We start from the raw sequence: 15901 nt of genomic DNA, 5'->3' as shown, positions 1-15901 counted from the left end.
AGTGAGATTGAGATAAAATTGTTTATTTTTTTTAGATATAATCGAGCTTTATTTATATTTAAAAAAGGCATATTATGTTACGCTCATTTATAATTAGTATTTTATTTATAAATTCTTTAATGGCTTTTAATATAAAGTCTTTATTTACTTATACTTTTAATGATAATATTAGCTATGATTTAAAAAAAGCTAAAGAAATATATTTTAAAAACAAATGTAACACCTGTCACGGAGAAAATGGAGAAAAAAATTCTTATGGTAAAAAAGCTATTAAAGATTTAAGCCCAGAAGAAATCAAAGGTGCCTTAAAAGACTATGCTAATGGATATTTTAAAGATCAATCAAGCGATAACATTCAAATGAGCATATACACCAAAAAATTAAGTGGAAGTGATATGGATCACATTATAGCTTACTTAAAGGGGCAAAATTTTTCTATTGAGCTTAATCAAAAAGATCTTTTAGAAGAAGAACCAGCACCAAAAACAAAACATAATACATTTTTAAAATAAAAAAGGAGTTTTCATGAAAAAAAATCTACTGCTAGCTAGCTTGCTTTGTGCTAGTTCAATTTATGCTGCGGAAGTAAAAATAGGAGTTATTTTACCACTTACTGGCGCTTTAGCGGCTTATGGTAATGATGTATATGAAGGTATCAAACTAGCTAATACCTTAAATCCAAATTTAAAAAACGGAGATAATGTTAAAATCATAGCCATAGATACAAAAGGCGATAAAATAGAAGCAGCAAATGCCACCACTAGACTTATCTCTCAAGATAAAGTTTTAGGACTTATAGGTGAAGCTGTTACACCAAATACTATGCAAGTTTTATCTATAGCTGAAGAAAGAAAAATCCCAGTAATAGCCCCTGTTGCTTCAGGCGATAAACTTTTGGATAAAAAAAGCTACGCTAGTAGAGTTTGTTTTATGGATAGCTTCCAAGGAGATAAATTTGCAAACTATGCATACAAAGATTTAAATTTAAAAACTGTAGTTGTAATAGTTGATCAAAGCAATGTGTATTCACTAGGCTTAGCAAGAGCCTTTGAAAAAGAATTTAAACAAAATGGCGGGAAAATACTTAAAAAATTAACCATCTCATCGGGCGATAAAGACTTTAAAGCTATTGTTTCACAACTTAAAAGTATCAATCCTGACTTTGTTTATATGCCAATTTACCATCCAGAAGCAGCTTTAATAGCAAGACAAGCAAAAGCAGTTGGTTTTAATAAACTTTTAAGTGCAGGTGATGGGGTAAATAATAAAACATTTATTGAACTTGGGGGTGATGCCGTAAATGGAGTAATCTTTACCGATAGTTTTGACTATAACAATCCACCAACAACTTTGTCTAAAAATTTCATCAATGCTTATGAAAAAGATCATGGCACCAAAGAGCTTCCAGCATTTTCTGCTATGGGAGCTGATGCTTATTATGTGATGGTAAATGCAATGAATGAATGTGCTAATAATCTTAACGCACAATGCATTAATGAAAAAATTCATTCTACTAATAATTTTGAAGGCGTAGGTGGAGTTATAAGCATAGATGCTAGTGGCAATGCAAGTCGTTCTGTAGTTATAAAAGAAATACAAGAACAAAAACAAGTTTATAAAACTATTATTAATCCTTGAAAGGTTAAACTATGAAAAAAATTAGTATAGCTATATTGTCTATCATAGCTTGTAATATCATACAGGCAAAAGAAATTAACATTGGCGTAGTTTTACCTCTAACAGGATCTACTGCAGCTTATGGTCAAAGTGCTTTAGATGGAGTGAAAATTGCAAATTCTATGAAAAATACTTTAAGTAATGGCGATAAGGTAAATCTTGTTGTAGTAGATACAAAAGGTGACAAAATAGAAAGTGCAAATGCTAGCACAAGATTAATTTCGCAAAATAAAGCTTATGCACTTATTGGAGAAATGCTAACAGCTAATACTTTACAAGTGATAAGAATTGGCGAGGAAAAAAAGATACCAGTGGTTGCTCCTGCAGCTACTGCTGATAAAATTTTAAATAAAAAATTATATGCCAGTAGAGTTTGTTTTATGGATAGTTTTCAAGGCTCATCTTTGGCTAATTATGTAAAAAATAAGTTAAATTACACTAAAGCTGTGATTATCAGCGATCAAAGCGCAGATTATTCTTTGGGTTTAACTAGGGCCTTTGAAAAAGAATTTAGCAAACAAGGTGGAAAAATTTTAGATAAATTTAGAATTACAGCAGGCGATAAAGATTTTAAAGCTATACTTTCTCAAGTTAAAAATTTAAAACCTGATTTTATTTATCTTCCAGTATATTATACTGAGGCTTCTTTATTCGCACGCCAAGCAAAAGCAATGGGTGTTAATATTCCTATGGGTTCGGCAGATGGAGTTGCCGATGAAACTTTTATTAATCTAGCTCAAGATGCAGCAGAAGGATATTTATTTACAGATAGTTTTGATTATAATAACCCTCCAACACAGCTTTCAAAAGACTTTATATTAGCCTATGAAAAAGAAAAACAAAGCAAAGAAGTTCCAAATTTTACAGCTATGGGTGCAGATGCATATTTTGTAATCTTTGAAGCTATGCAAAAATGCGTTAATGATTTCAATAGTGAATGTATCAACAGCAACATTCATGCTACTTCTAAATTTGAAGGTGTTAGCGGGGTGATCAGTATAGACAAAACAGGTAATGCCACGCGCTCAATTGTTATAAAATCAATAGAGAATCAAAAACAAGTTTATAAAGACTCGATTCTACCATAAATAAAAATTTTAAGAGGTTCAATGGATAGTTCTTTAATTTTACAGCAAATTATAAATGGATTTAGTTTAGGCAGTATGTATGCACTTATCGCCATAGGCTATACAATGGTTTATGGTGTTTTAAGACTGATTAATTTCGCACATGGTGATATTATGATGGTGGGTGCATATTCAGCTTTATTTTGTGTTACAAGCATGAATGTACCTTTCTTAGGCGCTCTTTCTTTAGCTATGTTATTTGCAGCAGCTTTAGGTATAGCTATTGATAGAGTAGCTTATAAACCTTTAAGAAAAGCACCTAGAATTTCTTTACTTATCACAGCCATAGGTATAAGCTTTTTAATACAAAATGTATTTAATGTCTTATTTGGTTCAACGCCAAAATATTTTCCTGTGCCAAGCTATCTTGAAACAGTGATTAATTTTAATAATATCAGCATTAGCATTAATAGTATTTTAGTGCCTATTTTGACATTTTTTATATTATTAGTGGTTTTATTCATACTTTATAAAAGCAAATATGGCATTGCTATTAGAGCTTTAGCTTTTGATATTCATACTGTAAATTTAATGGGAATTGATGCAAATCGTATTATCGCTATTGTATTTGCACTAGGTTCAGCTTTAGCTGCTATTGGTGGTATTTTTTGGGCTGTTAGTTATCCTTCTGTTGAACCTAGCATGGGAACTCTTATAGGACTTAAGGCCTTTGGCGCTGCTGTTTTAGGTGGTATTGGTTCTGTTGCTGGGGCAGTTTTAGGTGGTTTGATTATAGGTTTTACAGAGGTTGTTGTTGTTGCTATTTTCCCTGATCTTTCTGGTTTTAAAGATGCATTTGCATTTATCTTTTTGGTATTAATTTTACTTTTTAAACCAACTGGAATTTTGGGTATTAATTTTGAAAAAAGTAGGTTTTAAAATGATTGCAAGAAAAATTACACATTTAAGTTTCTTTATTATAGCGCTTGCTTTTCTTTTTATATCTCCTTATTTTTTTAACGATTATAAAATAGGAATTTTAAGCAATATTGCTATTTTTGTAATCTTAGCGGTAAGTTATAATCTTATCAATGGAGTTACAGGACAATTTTCATTAGAGCCAAATGGTTTTGTAGCTATAGGAGCTTATGTTGCAGCCTTAGTTTTACTTACAAGTGAAAGCAAAATCGATCAGTTTTCTTTAGAGGATCCAAGTAGTTTTATTTTGATGATTCATTCGCCAAGCTTTATTGTAGCTTTACTTGCTGCTGGGGTTTGTGCTATGCTTTTATCTTTAGTTTTAGCCTTTGCAGTATTTAGAGTTAGAGGAGATTATTTAGCTATTGTAACACTAGGCTTTGGAATTATTATCAAGCTTATGGCAATTAACTTTGCTTCTGTTACAAATGGCTCTTTGGGCTTAAACGATATTCCTAAACATACTACCTTATACTGGAGTGGTGGGATTGCTATATTTTCTGTTATTATCATCTTAAATATTGTTAGTTCAAAATTTGGTAGAGCCATGAAAGCTGTAAGAGATGATGAAGATGCAGCATTAGCAATGGGTATTAACACTTTTAATATTAAAACCTTAGCCTTTAGTACTTCAGCATTTTTAGAAGGTGTTGGAGGAGGCTTATTAGCTTGCGCACTAGCTTCAGTTTCACCTGAACAATTTGACTTTTTATTTACTTTTCAGCTTTTAATCATCATTGTTTTAGGCGGCTTAGGTTCAACTACTGGTGCTATCATAGGAGCTATTTTAGTAATAGGTGGAAGTGAGTATTTAAGATTTTTAGATGAGAGTATGAATATTTTTGGTTATGAAACTCCTGCTATGCCTGGTCTTAGAATGGTTGTGTTTTCTGTTATATTGATTTTAGTAATGCTTTTTGCAAGAAGAGGAATAATGGGTGATAAAGAATTAACAGATATTTTATTTAAGTTTTCTAAAAGGAATAAAAAATGATTTTAGAGCTTAAAAAAATCCATAAAAATTTTGGTGGAGTTAGTGCTATAGCAAATACTTCTTTTACTATAAAAGAAAGCGAAATTTTTGGACTTATAGGTCCAAATGGCGCAGGAAAAACGACACTATTTAATATTATTACAGGAAATTATAAACCAAGCAGCGGAGAAGTATTTTTTCTAGGAAAAAAGATTGACCATTTAAAGCCGCACAAAATAGTTCATCTAGGCATAGCAAGAACTTTTCAAAACATTAGACTTTTTTCTAGCATGAGTGTTTTAGAAAATGTATTAATTGGTTTTGATAAGAGTATTAAATATAATATTTTTGAAGCTTTTTTACATTTGGGAAGATTCTCCAAAGCAGAAAAAAATGCAAAAAAAGCAGCTTATGAAATTTTAGAACAACTCAATATTGCTCATTTGGCTGATGAAAGGGCCACTAGTTTAAGTTATGGACAACAAAGAAAAGTTGAAATAGCAAGAGCTTTGGCAACAAATCCTAAACTTTTATTGTTAGATGAACCAGCAGCAGGTATGAATTCAACAGAAAGCGATGATTTGGCTGAATTGATTTTTGATATAAGAAATAATAAAAAAATCAGTGTTTTGCTTATTGAGCATGATATGAAATTTGTAAATAAGCTTTGCGATAGGGTTATGGTGCTTGATTATGGTAAGACTATTTTTGAAGGAAAGCCAAGTGATGCTGTTCAAAATCCTGAAGTAATTAGTGCATATTTGGGAGATTTTAATGCTAGTAGTTAAAGATTTACATGTTTATTATGGCTTAATAGAAGCTGTTAAAGGTATAGATTTTACCATAAAAACAGGAAGTATAGTTAGCTTGATAGGCTCAAATGGTGCAGGAAAAACATCAACACTTAATGCAATGCTAAATTGTGTTAAAAAAACTGGTGAAGTAAGTTTTTTAGGTTATGACACTCAAAGACATTTACCTCATACTTTAGTACAAAAAGGTATAGCATTGGTACCTGAAGGAAGAAGAGTTTTTATAAATCTCACTATAGAAGAAAATTTAAAAATTGGTGCTTTTAATAATGCAGAAAACTATGAACATTTGAAAAATCAAATGTATAGACTTTTCCCAAGATTAAAAGATAAAAAAAATGCATTAGCGGGAACTCTAAGCGGTGGAGAAGCTCAAATGCTAGCTATTTCAAGAGCTCTTATGAGTGAGCCAAAACTTTTAATGCTAGATGAACCTTCGCTAGGACTTGCTCCAAAAATAGTTGGAGAGGTTTTTGATATTATAGTCAAATTAAAAGAAGAAGGTATTACTATTTTATTAGTGGAACAAAATGCATTTTCAGCTTTAAAAATCAGCGATTATGCTTATGTTCTAGAAAATGGTAAAATCGCTATGCATGCACCTGCAAAAGATCTTATCGGTAATGATGAGATTAGAAAAAAATACCTTGGAGCTTAAATCATGAGAAGACAACTTTTAGCTTTTGGGGATATAAAAATTTCTATTTTTTTATTTTTAATTTTTGCCCTATTTTGCGCTCTAGCTACTTTTATAGAAAGTGCTTACAATACTCCAACAGCATGGGCCATGATATATGGAACATCTTGGTTTGGCTTTATACAGCTCATATTAGGAATCAATCTTTTAACAGCTCTTTTTAAATATAAAATGTTTAACAAGAAAAAAATACCACTTTTAATCTTTCATATCTCATTTTTATTTATATTACTAGGTTCAGCTATGACTAGATATATGGGATTTGAAGGAAATTTACACATTAGAGAAAACGAAAAAAATAATATCATTGAAACCTCAAAAAGTTATATCTACATAGCAACCTTAAAAGATGATAAAGTATATAGTGCTGCAAAATCTGAATATATTGCCACTTTACCTTTTGTAAATGATTTTTCATTTGATTTAATATTACCTGATGAAAAAGCTCAAATTTCATATGAAAATTTGATTTTAGATGCAAAAGAAATTTATATCGATGATAACAACTCTGCTCCTCTTTTATCTTTAATGCTTTCACAAAATAACGAATCTAAAGAATTGCTTTTTCAAGCAGGAGATATAAAAAATATCAATGGTGTCAATATAGCATTTTTAAACGACTCTGCTCCAAGTCCTTATATAAAAATTGATAAAGATCTAAAGCTTAGTGCTGATTTTGATTTAAAATACATGTCAATGAGTGATGGTAAAGAAAACATTTTAAAAGCAAATCAAAAAGCACAAGCTAAAGATTTAAGATTATATTCTTTTAATGATATTAATTTAGTGGTAAAATTTGCTTCTTTACATGGTAAAAAAACCTTAGAAGGCGTTAATCAAGCTCAAGATGAAAGCTTTTTTACTTGGTTTAAAAATAGTTGGATAGAGCTAGGACGCAATGCTTTGATTTCTTTATTTGGTGAGGCAAAATATTGGAATAATTCTTTATTAAATAATTTCAAAGACTTTGCACAAAGCACTAAATATATGCCAACTCAACTTTCAGAAAATGCTATTAATGCTTTAAAATTAAAATTAAGCTATAAAGGAGAATCTAAAGAAGTTTTCCTAGTAGAATACAACTCGCCTATCCGTATTGATGTAGCAGGTCAACCTTTCTTTTTAAGATGGGGGCCTAAAGGAATAGAAATGCCATTTGAAATGTACTTAAAAGACTTTGAACTAGAACGCTATCCTGGCTCGATGTCGCCTATGTCTTATGCAAGTTATGTGGAAATTGATAATGCCGAACAAAAATTAGAATATAAGATTTTTATGAATAATGTTTTAGATTATCAAGGTTATAGATTTTACCAAAGTTCTTATGATCAAGATGAGCTTGGCACCATACTTTCAGTTAATAAAGATCCGGGTAAAATTCCTACATATATTGGATACTTTTTACTTACATTAGGAATGTTTTTAAATATTTTAAATCCTCATTCAAGATTTAGGACTTTAGCTAAATTAATCAATCAAGACACCTTGAAAAAAACAAGTGCGATATTGACATTTATATTAGTTTTTTTTGCAAGCCAAAATACTTATGCAAATGAACCCATCAAGGTAGATGAAACACATGCTAAAGAACTTGCTTCTTTAGTAGTACAAAAACCTGATGGTAGAATGGTTCCTTTTAATACTTTAGCTATGGAAGTTTTAGAAAAAATATACAAAAACACAACCTTTCAAGGCCAAAGTGCCGAAGCAACTATCATATCAATGATTTTTGATGGCAGTACATGGTACGATAAAGATATTATATTTATGCCAACAAGTCGCTTGGTTAATGAAGAAATTTCTAAAGTTTTAGGTATTGAACCTAGGGCTTATACTAGTTTTAAAGATTTTTTCACTACAGATGCTTATAAACTACAAAAATATGTAGAAAATGCTAATAGAAAAAATCCAAATCGTAGAAGTGTTTTTGATAAAGAAATAATCAAGCTTGATGAAAGAGTAAATATTGTAAATTTAATTTTTTCAGGAGATATTTTTAAATTTATTCCACTGCAAAATAGCACCAATAATCAATGGGTGGCACCACGCGAAGCATATATAGGTTTAAAAGGCGAAGAAGGTAAAGAAGTAAGAAGCATTTTAGAAAATTATTTCAATGCAGTTAGTAATTCTATTGCACATAACAACTGGGATGAAGCAACTAAAAATTTAAATATTATCAAAAATTACCAAGAAAAATACGGCCATGAAGTTATGCCAAGTGCTAAAAAAATTAATACAGAAATCTTTTTCAACAAAAGTCAAATTTTTGTAAATCTTGCTCCGCTTTATTTATGCGCTGGATTTTTACTTTTGATTATAGTTTTTGTTAAAATGCTTCTGCCAAAAATTCGCATTGATTTTATATTTAAATGTGTTTATGTGTTTAATATTGTGGCATTTTTCATCCATACTCTAGGTTTGGCTTTGCGTTGGTATATAGCAGGTCGCGCTCCATGGAGTAATGCATATGAGAGCATGGTTTATATAGCTTGGGCTTTATCATTATCTGGAATTTTCTTTTCGAGAAAAAGTCCTATTGCACTTTCTTTAACCTCTATTTTAGCAGGAGTTACTTTAGGTGTAGCTCATCTTAGCCAAATGGATCCGCAAATTACCAATTTAGTTCCTGTGTTGCAATCTTATTGGCTAACAATACATGTTTCGGTTATTACTGCTAGCTATGGATTTTTAGGATTATGTGCATTATTAGGTATATTTGTACTTATTTTATTATGTATGCTAAAAATCAATGGCAAACATAATGAAAACATTTTAAGAAATATTACAGAAGCAACAAGAATCAACGAAATGGCTATGATTTTAGGACTTTGCTTACTTACAGTTGGAAATTTCTTAGGTGCTATATGGGCAAATGAAAGCTGGGGAAGATATTGGAGTTGGGACTCTAAAGAAACTTGGGCTTTAATTAGTATTTTAGTTTATGCAGCCATTTTGCACATTAGAATGGTACCAAAATGGGCAAATCAATACATTTTTTCAGTTTGCTCCATGTTTGCATATTGGGTAATTATCATGACTTATTTTGGTGTAAATTACTTTTTAACTGGTATGCATTCTTATGCAGCAGGAGATTCTGTGAAAATTCCTGATTATGTGTATTGGGGATTTTTATTTATGGTAGCATTAAGCTTAGCAAGTTATTTTAAAAGATCTTATGCAACAAAATTATAGGAAAGTTTTAAATGAATAATTCTCTTTTTATTTTTTTAGTTATAGCTTTAGTGATAATTATCATACTTGGAATTCTTTTGATATTATTTTTCATGCACAAAGAAAAACAACCAAGCAAATCAAATCCAGCTAAAACTCCAAAAATAAGCAATATAGAAGATTTTATATCTAAAGCAAATAATGCAAACAACTCTCAAGAAATTCAAGCCTTAATTTTGCAATTTTTAAATTCACAAAAACTAGGATCTAATCCAAAAGACAGCGCCACTAAAAGAAAACTTGATTTCATTAGTGCTATTTCAGCCAATGCTAATGCTACTCCTAAAAACATTTCATTTTTAAACAATGAGCTAAAAAAAAGATATAAAGCTTTGAAAAAAGAAATTGATGCTTATGAGCAAATAGGCCTAGCAAAAAGAAAAATGAGACAATCTTAAGGTTTTTTGATGAAAAATATTAGAAATTTCTCTATTATAGCTCATATTGATCATGGTAAAAGCACATTAGCTGATAGAATTATCAGCGAATGCGGAGCAATTAGCGATAGACAAATGAGCGCCCAAGTAATGGATACTATGGATATAGAAAAAGAGCGTGGTATAACTATAAAAGCTCAATCTGTGCGTTTAAATTATAAATTCAACAATGAAGAATATGTATTAAATTTAATAGACACTCCAGGCCATGTTGATTTTTCCTATGAAGTAAGTCGTTCTTTAGCAAGTTGCGAAGGGGCTTTACTTGTTGTTGATGCTTCTCAAGGAGTAGAGGCTCAAACTATAGCCAATGTTTATATAGCCTTAGAAAATGATCTTGAAATCATACCAGTGATTAATAAAATTGATCTTCCTTCGGCTGATATTGAAAAGGTTAAACACGAAATAGAGCATATTATAGGAATTGATTGCTCTAATGCAATTTGTGTTAGCGCAAAAACAGGTGTAGGTATAAAAGAACTCATAGAAACTATCATCACAAAAATTCCTGCGCCAAAAACTGATGATGAAGCACCTACTAAAGCTTTAATTTATGATTCTTGGTTTGATAATTATCTTGGAGCTTTGGCTTTAGTTAGAATTTATGAGGGAAATATTGCTAAAAATGATGAAGTTTTAGTTATGAGTACAGATAAAAAACATCTCGTGCAAGATCTTTTCTATCCTCATCCATTAAGCCCTATAAAAACTAAAAAATTAGAATCAGGTGAAGTGGGTGTTATCGTGCTTGGACTTAAAAATGTCGCCGATGTTCAAGTAGGTGACACCATAACACTAACTAAAAATAAAGCAAAAGAAGCCATTGGTGGTTTTGAAAAAGCCAAAGCTTTTGTTTTTGCAGGATTATATCCTATAGAAACGGATAAATTTGAAGATTTAAGAGATGCTTTAGATAAATTAAAACTTAATGATAGTTCTATTACTTATGAACCTGAAACTTCATTAGCTTTAGGATTTGGCTTTAGAGTTGGTTTTTTAGGTCTTTTGCATATGGAGGTTATTAAAGAAAGACTTGAGCGTGAGTTTAACCTTGATTTAATTGCCACTGCTCCAACTGTTACTTATGAAATTTATCAAACCGATGGAGAAGTTTTAAAAATTCAAAATCCAAGCGAACTACCTCCGGTAAATAAAATCGATCATATAAAAGAACCTTATGTAAAAGCAACTATCATAACTCCAAGCGAATACCTAGGGAATTTAATCACTCTTTTAAATCGCAAACGCGGTATGCAAGTTAAGATGGATTACATCACTCCTGAGCGTGTCTTACTTGAGTATGATATACCTTTAAACGAAATCGTTATGGACTTTTACGATAAACTTAAATCACTTACCAAAGGCTATGCTAGTTTTGATTATGAGCCTATTGAATTTAGAGTGGGAGATCTTGTAAAACTTGATATTAAAGTAGCTGGTGAAAATGTCGATGCACTAAGCATCATAGTGCCAAATGAAAAAGCACTAAGCAAGGGCAGAGAGCTTGTAAAAGCGATGAAAGAAATCGTCCCAAGACAGCTTTTTGAAGTTGCTATCCAAGCAAGCATAGGAAATAAAATTATTGCAAGAGAAAATGTAAAATCCATGGGTAAAAATGTAACCGCAAAATGTTATGGTGGGGATATTACTAGAAAAAGAAAACTTCTTGAAAAACAAAAAGAAGGTAAAAAAAGAATGAAAGCTATTGGTAAGGTGCATTTACCTCAAGAAGCATTTTTAAGTGTTTTAAAAATAGACTAAATCCCTAGTTTATGTACTAGGGATATAAATTTATGCATTGATATCTAAAGAATTTCCACCCATTTCGTTAATTTTTTGAGTTACTGTTTCAATAGCTTTATCAATTGTCTCATAGCTGATATCAGGAAGTTTGCCACCCCACATTTTTTCCGCTTGTGCAAATCCTGCTTTTAGACCCTCTAAACCTTTTTGAAGTTTTTCCATGTCTTCACCAGCCCCATTAATAACAAAATCAGCCAATCTTTGAGATGTTTTTGCTACACCAAAATATCCATCTTCCCCAATAAGCTCTTTTGCTTCATCAGCATTTAAACTAAGTATATCTTTACCTTCATATCCTATAGCTTTAAAATCTACATTTGATAAAATAGCTGTTAAAGAATCCTTAGATTGAGCTCCTTGAAAAATCCCTGCCTGAGATAGACCATTGGATGAACTCATGCTAAATACTTGCTGCATAAAATTCATAGCATAAAGCTCGGTTATGCCTTTTCCTCCCATACTAGCAAGCTTACTAAGCTTATCCTCATCTATATCTTTTGTGCTATTAGCACTTTTGGTATTGGCATCTTCAAGTTTTGTATTCAAATTAGCCTTCCTATTGCTAACTTGCGACTCTACTGCCACGCGTGAATACGAATTTATTTGCATCCTTGCTCCTTTTTTTGTGGGTTTATAAAAATCGTCTAAAAAAAATTAAAATTTACATTAAGAAATTTATAATTACAGCTTAAATATAATGCCAAATATTTATTATATTTTTAAAATTTGGGTGATATAAATGTTTTTCAAAAATTTTTTCATTATCATTGTTGATCCATATTTTAAAGATGTTATAGAAGGCATAGAATCTCTTTATTAAATTTATTTTATCTATAAAATTTTAAATAAAATAATTTTTAATAAGGAAAGCTATGTCAATACATAATTTTTACACTACATTAAATCCTACCAAACTATTTATAAAATGTGCTTTGCCAAACATGGCTAGCATGGCTTTTATCTATCTTTATGTGATTATTGATGGAATTTTTGTTGGAAGATATTTAGGTTCAGATGCGCTTGCTGCTATGAATTTAATGATGCCTTTTATCATGATAAGTTTTGCTCTAGCTGATATGATAGCCATAGGTTCATCAGTGCAAATAGCAATTAATCTAGGTAAAGGAAAAATTGAAAAAGCAAGAGCTATTTTTTCTTTTTGCATAGTTCTTATTTTTGCAATTTCTTGTTTAATGGGAATTTTAGGATTTTTCTTAGCAAAAACATTAAGTGTTTTTATGGGAGCTAATGAGAATATTCAAAGTTTATCTACTGAATATATGCAAATTTTTGCCATTTTTGCTCCCTTTATTATGCTAGCTTTTGCTATGGATAATTATCTTAGGATTTGTGGAAAAACTTTTTATAGCATGATAGTTAATATCATTACTGCTTTGAGCAATATTTTTCTTGATTGGCTTTTTATAGTGGTTTTTGATTGGGGACTTTTTTCAGCAGCTTTAGCAACTTGCATAGGTATGTTTTTAGGAAGCATTTTAGGGATATTACCTTTTGTTTTTAAAGATTTAACTTTAAAATTTAAAAAACCAATAATCAAGCTGCAAATACTAAAAAATATACTCTATAATGGCTCATCTGAATTTTTTTCTAATATTTCTAGCTCTTTTTATACCATCTTAGCTAATGCTTTCTTGCTTAAACTTTCTGGAAGTACAGCTGTTGCAGCATTTTCTGTGATTTTATATCTTAGTACTTTTGTTTTCATGCTAGTTTTGGCCATGTGTGATGCTATGCAACCTGCATTAAGTTATAATTATGGACACAAAAATATTGCAAGAATTCAAGCTATTTTTAAAAGAATGTTTTTTGCTTCTTGGGGTGTAAGCACAATAGTGTTTTTATTTGTTTATTTTTTCAATAACCTTATAGTAAGTGTTTTTAACAAAGATAACAACCAAGATTTTATCCATATAGCACAAAATGCTTTAATATTTTTTTCTTTTTCGTTTTTATTTTCTTGGTTTGGAAAACTCTGCGCTTCATTTTTCACAGCACTTGATAAACCCTTGCTTTCTTTAGGAATTTCTATTTCCCAAAGTCTTATTTTCCCATTTTTATCCTTATTTATACTAACGCAATTTTTAGGAGTAAATGGAGTTTGGCTAGCCACTTTAGTGGGTGATATTTGTATGATTTTTATTGCCTCATTTTTATTATATAAAACTTTTAAAAATCTAAACTCTTAGCTAATTTTAAACAAGAGTTTAGATCTTGTTCTTTACATATATATAAATTTTTAAAATTACGAAGTTTTAAAGCTGTACTTTGACCTATAACTACAACTTTATCTTCTTTTTCTAATGCAAAAAATTTCAAAAATTGCTCTATGCTTGAAGGAGCGCTAAAGATAAAAACACTTGGATGATGTATTTTTAACTCATCTTTTTTAGGCTCTATGGCTATATTTTCATAAACGATTAATTGTTTTAAAAGGATATTTTCTTTTAACAAATACTCATCAAGACCTGAACTAATTTTCTTCGCTCTTAAATAAAGACATTTTTTATTTTTAAACTCAGATAAAAACTCACTAGCTAAATTTTTACCATAAGCCTTGCTAGGATATTTGACATTTTTAAAGCCAAGCTCTTTTGCAAAATCAGCACTTTTTTCTCCCACAGCATAAAGTTTAATATCAAAATCAATTTTGTTTTTACTTGACATTAATGCTTTTAATGCATTCTTGGAGCTAATGATTAAACAATCAAATTCCTTTAAATTAACTTCAAAATCAAGAAATTTAATTTCATTTAATCTTATAGTCTTAACACCATCAAATTCTTTATCCCCTATAAAATAAATCATTATTTTCCTATAAAAGTTTTATCAAAATTTGATCTTAAATTTAAAGTTGCTATATAAGGATCATTTGCTTGCATTATCGCTCTAACCACAGCTATACCTTGTATATTACAATCTTTAAGCAAATTTAAATTAACTTCATCTATCCCACCTATAGCCACAATAGGTAAAGAAGCTAAACTAGCAATTTCTTTTAATCCATCTATGCCAAGCACAACACAATCTTGCTTGCTAGGCGTAGTAAAAACAGCCCCCACTCCAAGATAAGTAGCACCTTGAGTATTAATAAGATCATTTTTATGATTGATCGTAAGCCCTATGATTTTTTCTTTGCCTAAAAGCTCCCTTGCTTTTTTTAAAGGCATATCCTTTTGTCCTATATGCACTCCATTTGCATTCACAGCCATGGCTATATCGATTCTATCATTTATCACAAAAGGTGTGTTGTATTTTTCACACAAAGCTTTAACTTTTAAAGCAAGATTATAAAATTCTAAAGTACTAAGATTTTTCTCTCTAAGTTGTAAAATATCAATCTTAGCTTTCAAAGAAGCTTCTAAAATATTTAAAAACTCGCTTTCGCTTTTTTCACCCTTGCTTGCGACAAGATAAATTTTAAATGATTTCATATTTGGCTCTTTTTTTAATTTCTTCATCATCTAAATTACTTAAAGCATCGATTAAATTCACTCTAAAACTACCACTTCCACTAGAAAGCTCTTGAGCGATTTCGCTAGCTATGCCAAAACTAAGCAAAGCATATAAACTAGCCTGAAATTTATCTTCTAACGCTCCTGCAAAAACTCCACACAAAGAAGCACACATACAACCTGCTCCAGTTATCTTAGTAGCCATGATTGAGCCATTATAAATTTTAGCAATATGCTCTTGATTTATAATATAATCAATTTTTCCAGTTATAGCTAAAACACGCTTGGTTTTATAAGAGTATTCTTTAGCTTTTTCTAAAAACTCATTATCGATTACAAAAGTACTATCAACCCCTCTTGCTTTACCATCTAAACCTATAACACTAGCCATTTCAGATGCATTTGCCTTAACAATACTAATACCTTTTAGATTAAGTAATTCAAAATTAATCCCATCTCTTGCCTTACTCACACCCAAAGCAACAGGATCAAAAATTATAGGTTTATTTAATAAAGTATATTCTTTAGTTGCTTTTAACATAGAATTTGCTATAAGTTGATTAATCGTACCTGTGTTTAATACTAAGGCTGAACTTATTCTAGCAAAATCAGCTTGCTCTTCATAAAAATCAGCCATAGCAGCACTTGCTCCCATTGCTATAGTTACATTTGCACAATCATTAGCTGTAACATAATTAGTAATATGATGAATCAAAGGATTTTTTTCTCTTACTGCTTTAATAATCATTT

General features: G+C 30.4%; 15 protein-coding genes. 11 read left to right on the top strand and 4 right to left on the bottom strand.

Annotation, left to right across the window (positions count from 1 at the left end; translation table 11 throughout):
- Window positions 1-71 precede the first annotated feature (71 nt).
- Genes E2O22_RS06900 through lepA form a run of 10 tightly spaced genes read left to right on the top strand, consistent with a single transcriptional unit; the run spans window position 72 to window position 11636 of the window.
- Window positions 72-512 carry a c-type cytochrome gene (locus tag E2O22_RS06900; protein WP_412175282.1) on the top strand — a complete coding sequence of 147 codons (441 nt, stop codon included), beginning with the start codon at window positions 72-74 and terminating at the stop codon, window positions 510-512.
- A 13-nt stretch (window positions 513-525) separates the two neighbouring features.
- Entirely contained in the window at window positions 526-1638 is a 1113-nt protein-coding gene (locus E2O22_RS06895; RefSeq protein ID WP_133319841.1) for an ABC transporter substrate-binding protein, read from the top strand.
- Between the two features lie 11 nt (window positions 1639-1649).
- The gene (locus E2O22_RS06890; protein ID WP_133319840.1) at window positions 1650-2765 is read left to right on the top strand and encodes an ABC transporter substrate-binding protein; all 1116 of its coding nucleotides are present in this window, start codon (window positions 1650-1652) and stop codon (window positions 2763-2765) included.
- Between the two features lie 21 nt (window positions 2766-2786).
- Window positions 2787-3683, top strand: coding sequence for a branched-chain amino acid ABC transporter permease (locus tag E2O22_RS06885; protein WP_039628648.1), 897 nt, complete (start codon window positions 2787-2789; stop codon window positions 3681-3683).
- A gap of 1 nt (window position 3684) precedes the next feature.
- The gene (locus E2O22_RS06880; protein WP_133319839.1) at window positions 3685-4716 is read left to right on the top strand and encodes a branched-chain amino acid ABC transporter permease; all 1032 of its coding nucleotides are present in this window, start codon (window positions 3685-3687) and stop codon (window positions 4714-4716) included.
- Window positions 4713-5483: an ABC transporter ATP-binding protein gene (locus E2O22_RS06875; RefSeq protein WP_133319838.1), complete on the top strand. Its 771-nt coding sequence runs from the start codon at window positions 4713-4715 to the stop codon at window positions 5481-5483. The genes E2O22_RS06880 and E2O22_RS06875 overlap by 4 nt, the downstream gene beginning before the upstream one ends.
- Entirely contained in the window at window positions 5470-6165 is a 696-nt protein-coding gene (locus E2O22_RS06870; RefSeq protein WP_133319837.1) for an ABC transporter ATP-binding protein, read from the top strand. The genes E2O22_RS06875 and E2O22_RS06870 overlap by 14 nt, the downstream gene beginning before the upstream one ends.
- Window positions 6166-6168: 3 nt before the next feature.
- Window positions 6169-9399, top strand: coding sequence for a cytochrome c biogenesis protein (locus E2O22_RS06865; RefSeq protein WP_133319836.1), 3231 nt, complete (start codon window positions 6169-6171; stop codon window positions 9397-9399).
- Between the two features lie 11 nt (window positions 9400-9410).
- Window positions 9411-9836, top strand: a complete 426-nt coding sequence (locus tag E2O22_RS06860) for a hypothetical protein (RefSeq protein WP_133319835.1) — start codon at window positions 9411-9413, stop codon at window positions 9834-9836.
- Window positions 9837-9845: 9 nt separating this feature from the next.
- A complete protein-coding gene (gene lepA / locus E2O22_RS06855) occupies window positions 9846-11636 on the top strand; it encodes a translation elongation factor 4 (RefSeq protein ID WP_039628652.1) in 1791 nt (596 codons plus the stop codon).
- Between the two features lie 30 nt (window positions 11637-11666).
- On the opposite strand, the gene E2O22_RS06850 is transcribed toward lepA, so the two are convergent.
- Entirely contained in the window at window positions 11667-12287 is a 621-nt protein-coding gene (locus E2O22_RS06850) for a hypothetical protein (RefSeq protein WP_133319834.1), read from the bottom strand.
- A 269-nt stretch (window positions 12288-12556) separates the two neighbouring features.
- Here E2O22_RS06850 and E2O22_RS06845 point away from each other — a divergent pair, with 269 nt between their 5' ends.
- On the top strand, window positions 12557-13885 hold the full coding sequence (locus tag E2O22_RS06845) for an MATE family efflux transporter (protein ID WP_243705658.1): 1329 nt from the start codon (window positions 12557-12559) through the stop codon (window positions 13883-13885).
- Here the strand turns inward: E2O22_RS06845 and E2O22_RS06840 are convergent.
- The 3 genes from E2O22_RS06840 to thiM are packed head-to-tail and all read right to left on the bottom strand — an operon-like array spanning window position 13866 to window position 15899.
- Window positions 13866-14507: a uroporphyrinogen-III synthase gene (locus E2O22_RS06840; protein WP_318529546.1), complete on the bottom strand. Its 642-nt coding sequence runs from the start codon at window positions 14505-14507 to the stop codon at window positions 13866-13868. The two genes, E2O22_RS06845 and E2O22_RS06840, sit on opposite strands and share 20 nt — an antisense overlap.
- Window positions 14504-15130: a thiamine phosphate synthase gene (gene thiE / locus E2O22_RS06835; protein WP_133319831.1), complete on the bottom strand. Its 627-nt coding sequence runs from the start codon at window positions 15128-15130 to the stop codon at window positions 14504-14506. Before thiE ends, E2O22_RS06840 begins: the two co-directional genes overlap by 4 nt.
- Window positions 15117-15899, bottom strand: a complete 783-nt coding sequence (gene thiM, locus E2O22_RS06830) for a hydroxyethylthiazole kinase (RefSeq protein ID WP_133319830.1) — start codon at window positions 15897-15899, stop codon at window positions 15117-15119. Before thiM ends, thiE begins: the two co-directional genes overlap by 14 nt.
- Between the last annotated feature and the right edge of the window lie 2 nt (window positions 15900-15901).

The organism is Campylobacter lari, assembly GCF_004357905.1.
Taxonomy (GTDB): Bacteria; Campylobacterota; Campylobacteria; order Campylobacterales; family Campylobacteraceae; genus Campylobacter_D; species Campylobacter_D lari_D.
The sequence above is the reverse complement of the archived record's forward strand: the minus strand, read 5'-3'. Positions and strand labels throughout refer to the sequence as shown.

Excerpts from the sequence above, each read along its gene's own strand:
- E2O22_RS06860 (WP_133319835.1), top strand. The coding sequence starts at position 9,411 with ATGAATAATTCTCTTTTTATTTTTTTAGTTATAGCTTTAGTGATAATT.
- E2O22_RS06885 (WP_039628648.1), top strand. The coding sequence starts at position 2,787 with ATGGATAGTTCTTTAATTTTACAGCAAATTATAAATGGATTTAGTTTA.
- lepA (WP_039628652.1), top strand. The coding sequence starts at position 9,846 with ATGAAAAATATTAGAAATTTCTCTATTATAGCTCATATTGATCATGGT.
- thiM (WP_133319830.1), bottom strand. The coding sequence starts at position 15,899 with ATGATTATTAAAGCAGTAAGAGAAAAAAATCCTTTGATTCATCATATT.
- E2O22_RS06880 (WP_133319839.1), top strand. The coding sequence starts at position 3,685 with ATGATTGCAAGAAAAATTACACATTTAAGTTTCTTTATTATAGCGCTT.
- thiE (WP_133319831.1), bottom strand. The coding sequence starts at position 15,130 with ATGAAATCATTTAAAATTTATCTTGTCGCAAGCAAGGGTGAAAAAAGC.
- E2O22_RS06875 (WP_133319838.1), top strand. The coding sequence starts at position 4,713 with ATGATTTTAGAGCTTAAAAAAATCCATAAAAATTTTGGTGGAGTTAGT.
- E2O22_RS06890 (WP_133319840.1), top strand. The coding sequence starts at position 1,650 with ATGAAAAAAATTAGTATAGCTATATTGTCTATCATAGCTTGTAATATC.
- E2O22_RS06850 (WP_133319834.1), bottom strand. The coding sequence starts at position 12,287 with ATGCAAATAAATTCGTATTCACGCGTGGCAGTAGAGTCGCAAGTTAGC.
- E2O22_RS06865 (WP_133319836.1), top strand. The coding sequence starts at position 6,169 with ATGAGAAGACAACTTTTAGCTTTTGGGGATATAAAAATTTCTATTTTT.
- E2O22_RS06870 (WP_133319837.1), top strand. The coding sequence starts at position 5,470 with ATGCTAGTAGTTAAAGATTTACATGTTTATTATGGCTTAATAGAAGCT.
- E2O22_RS06895 (WP_133319841.1), top strand. The coding sequence starts at position 526 with ATGAAAAAAAATCTACTGCTAGCTAGCTTGCTTTGTGCTAGTTCAATT.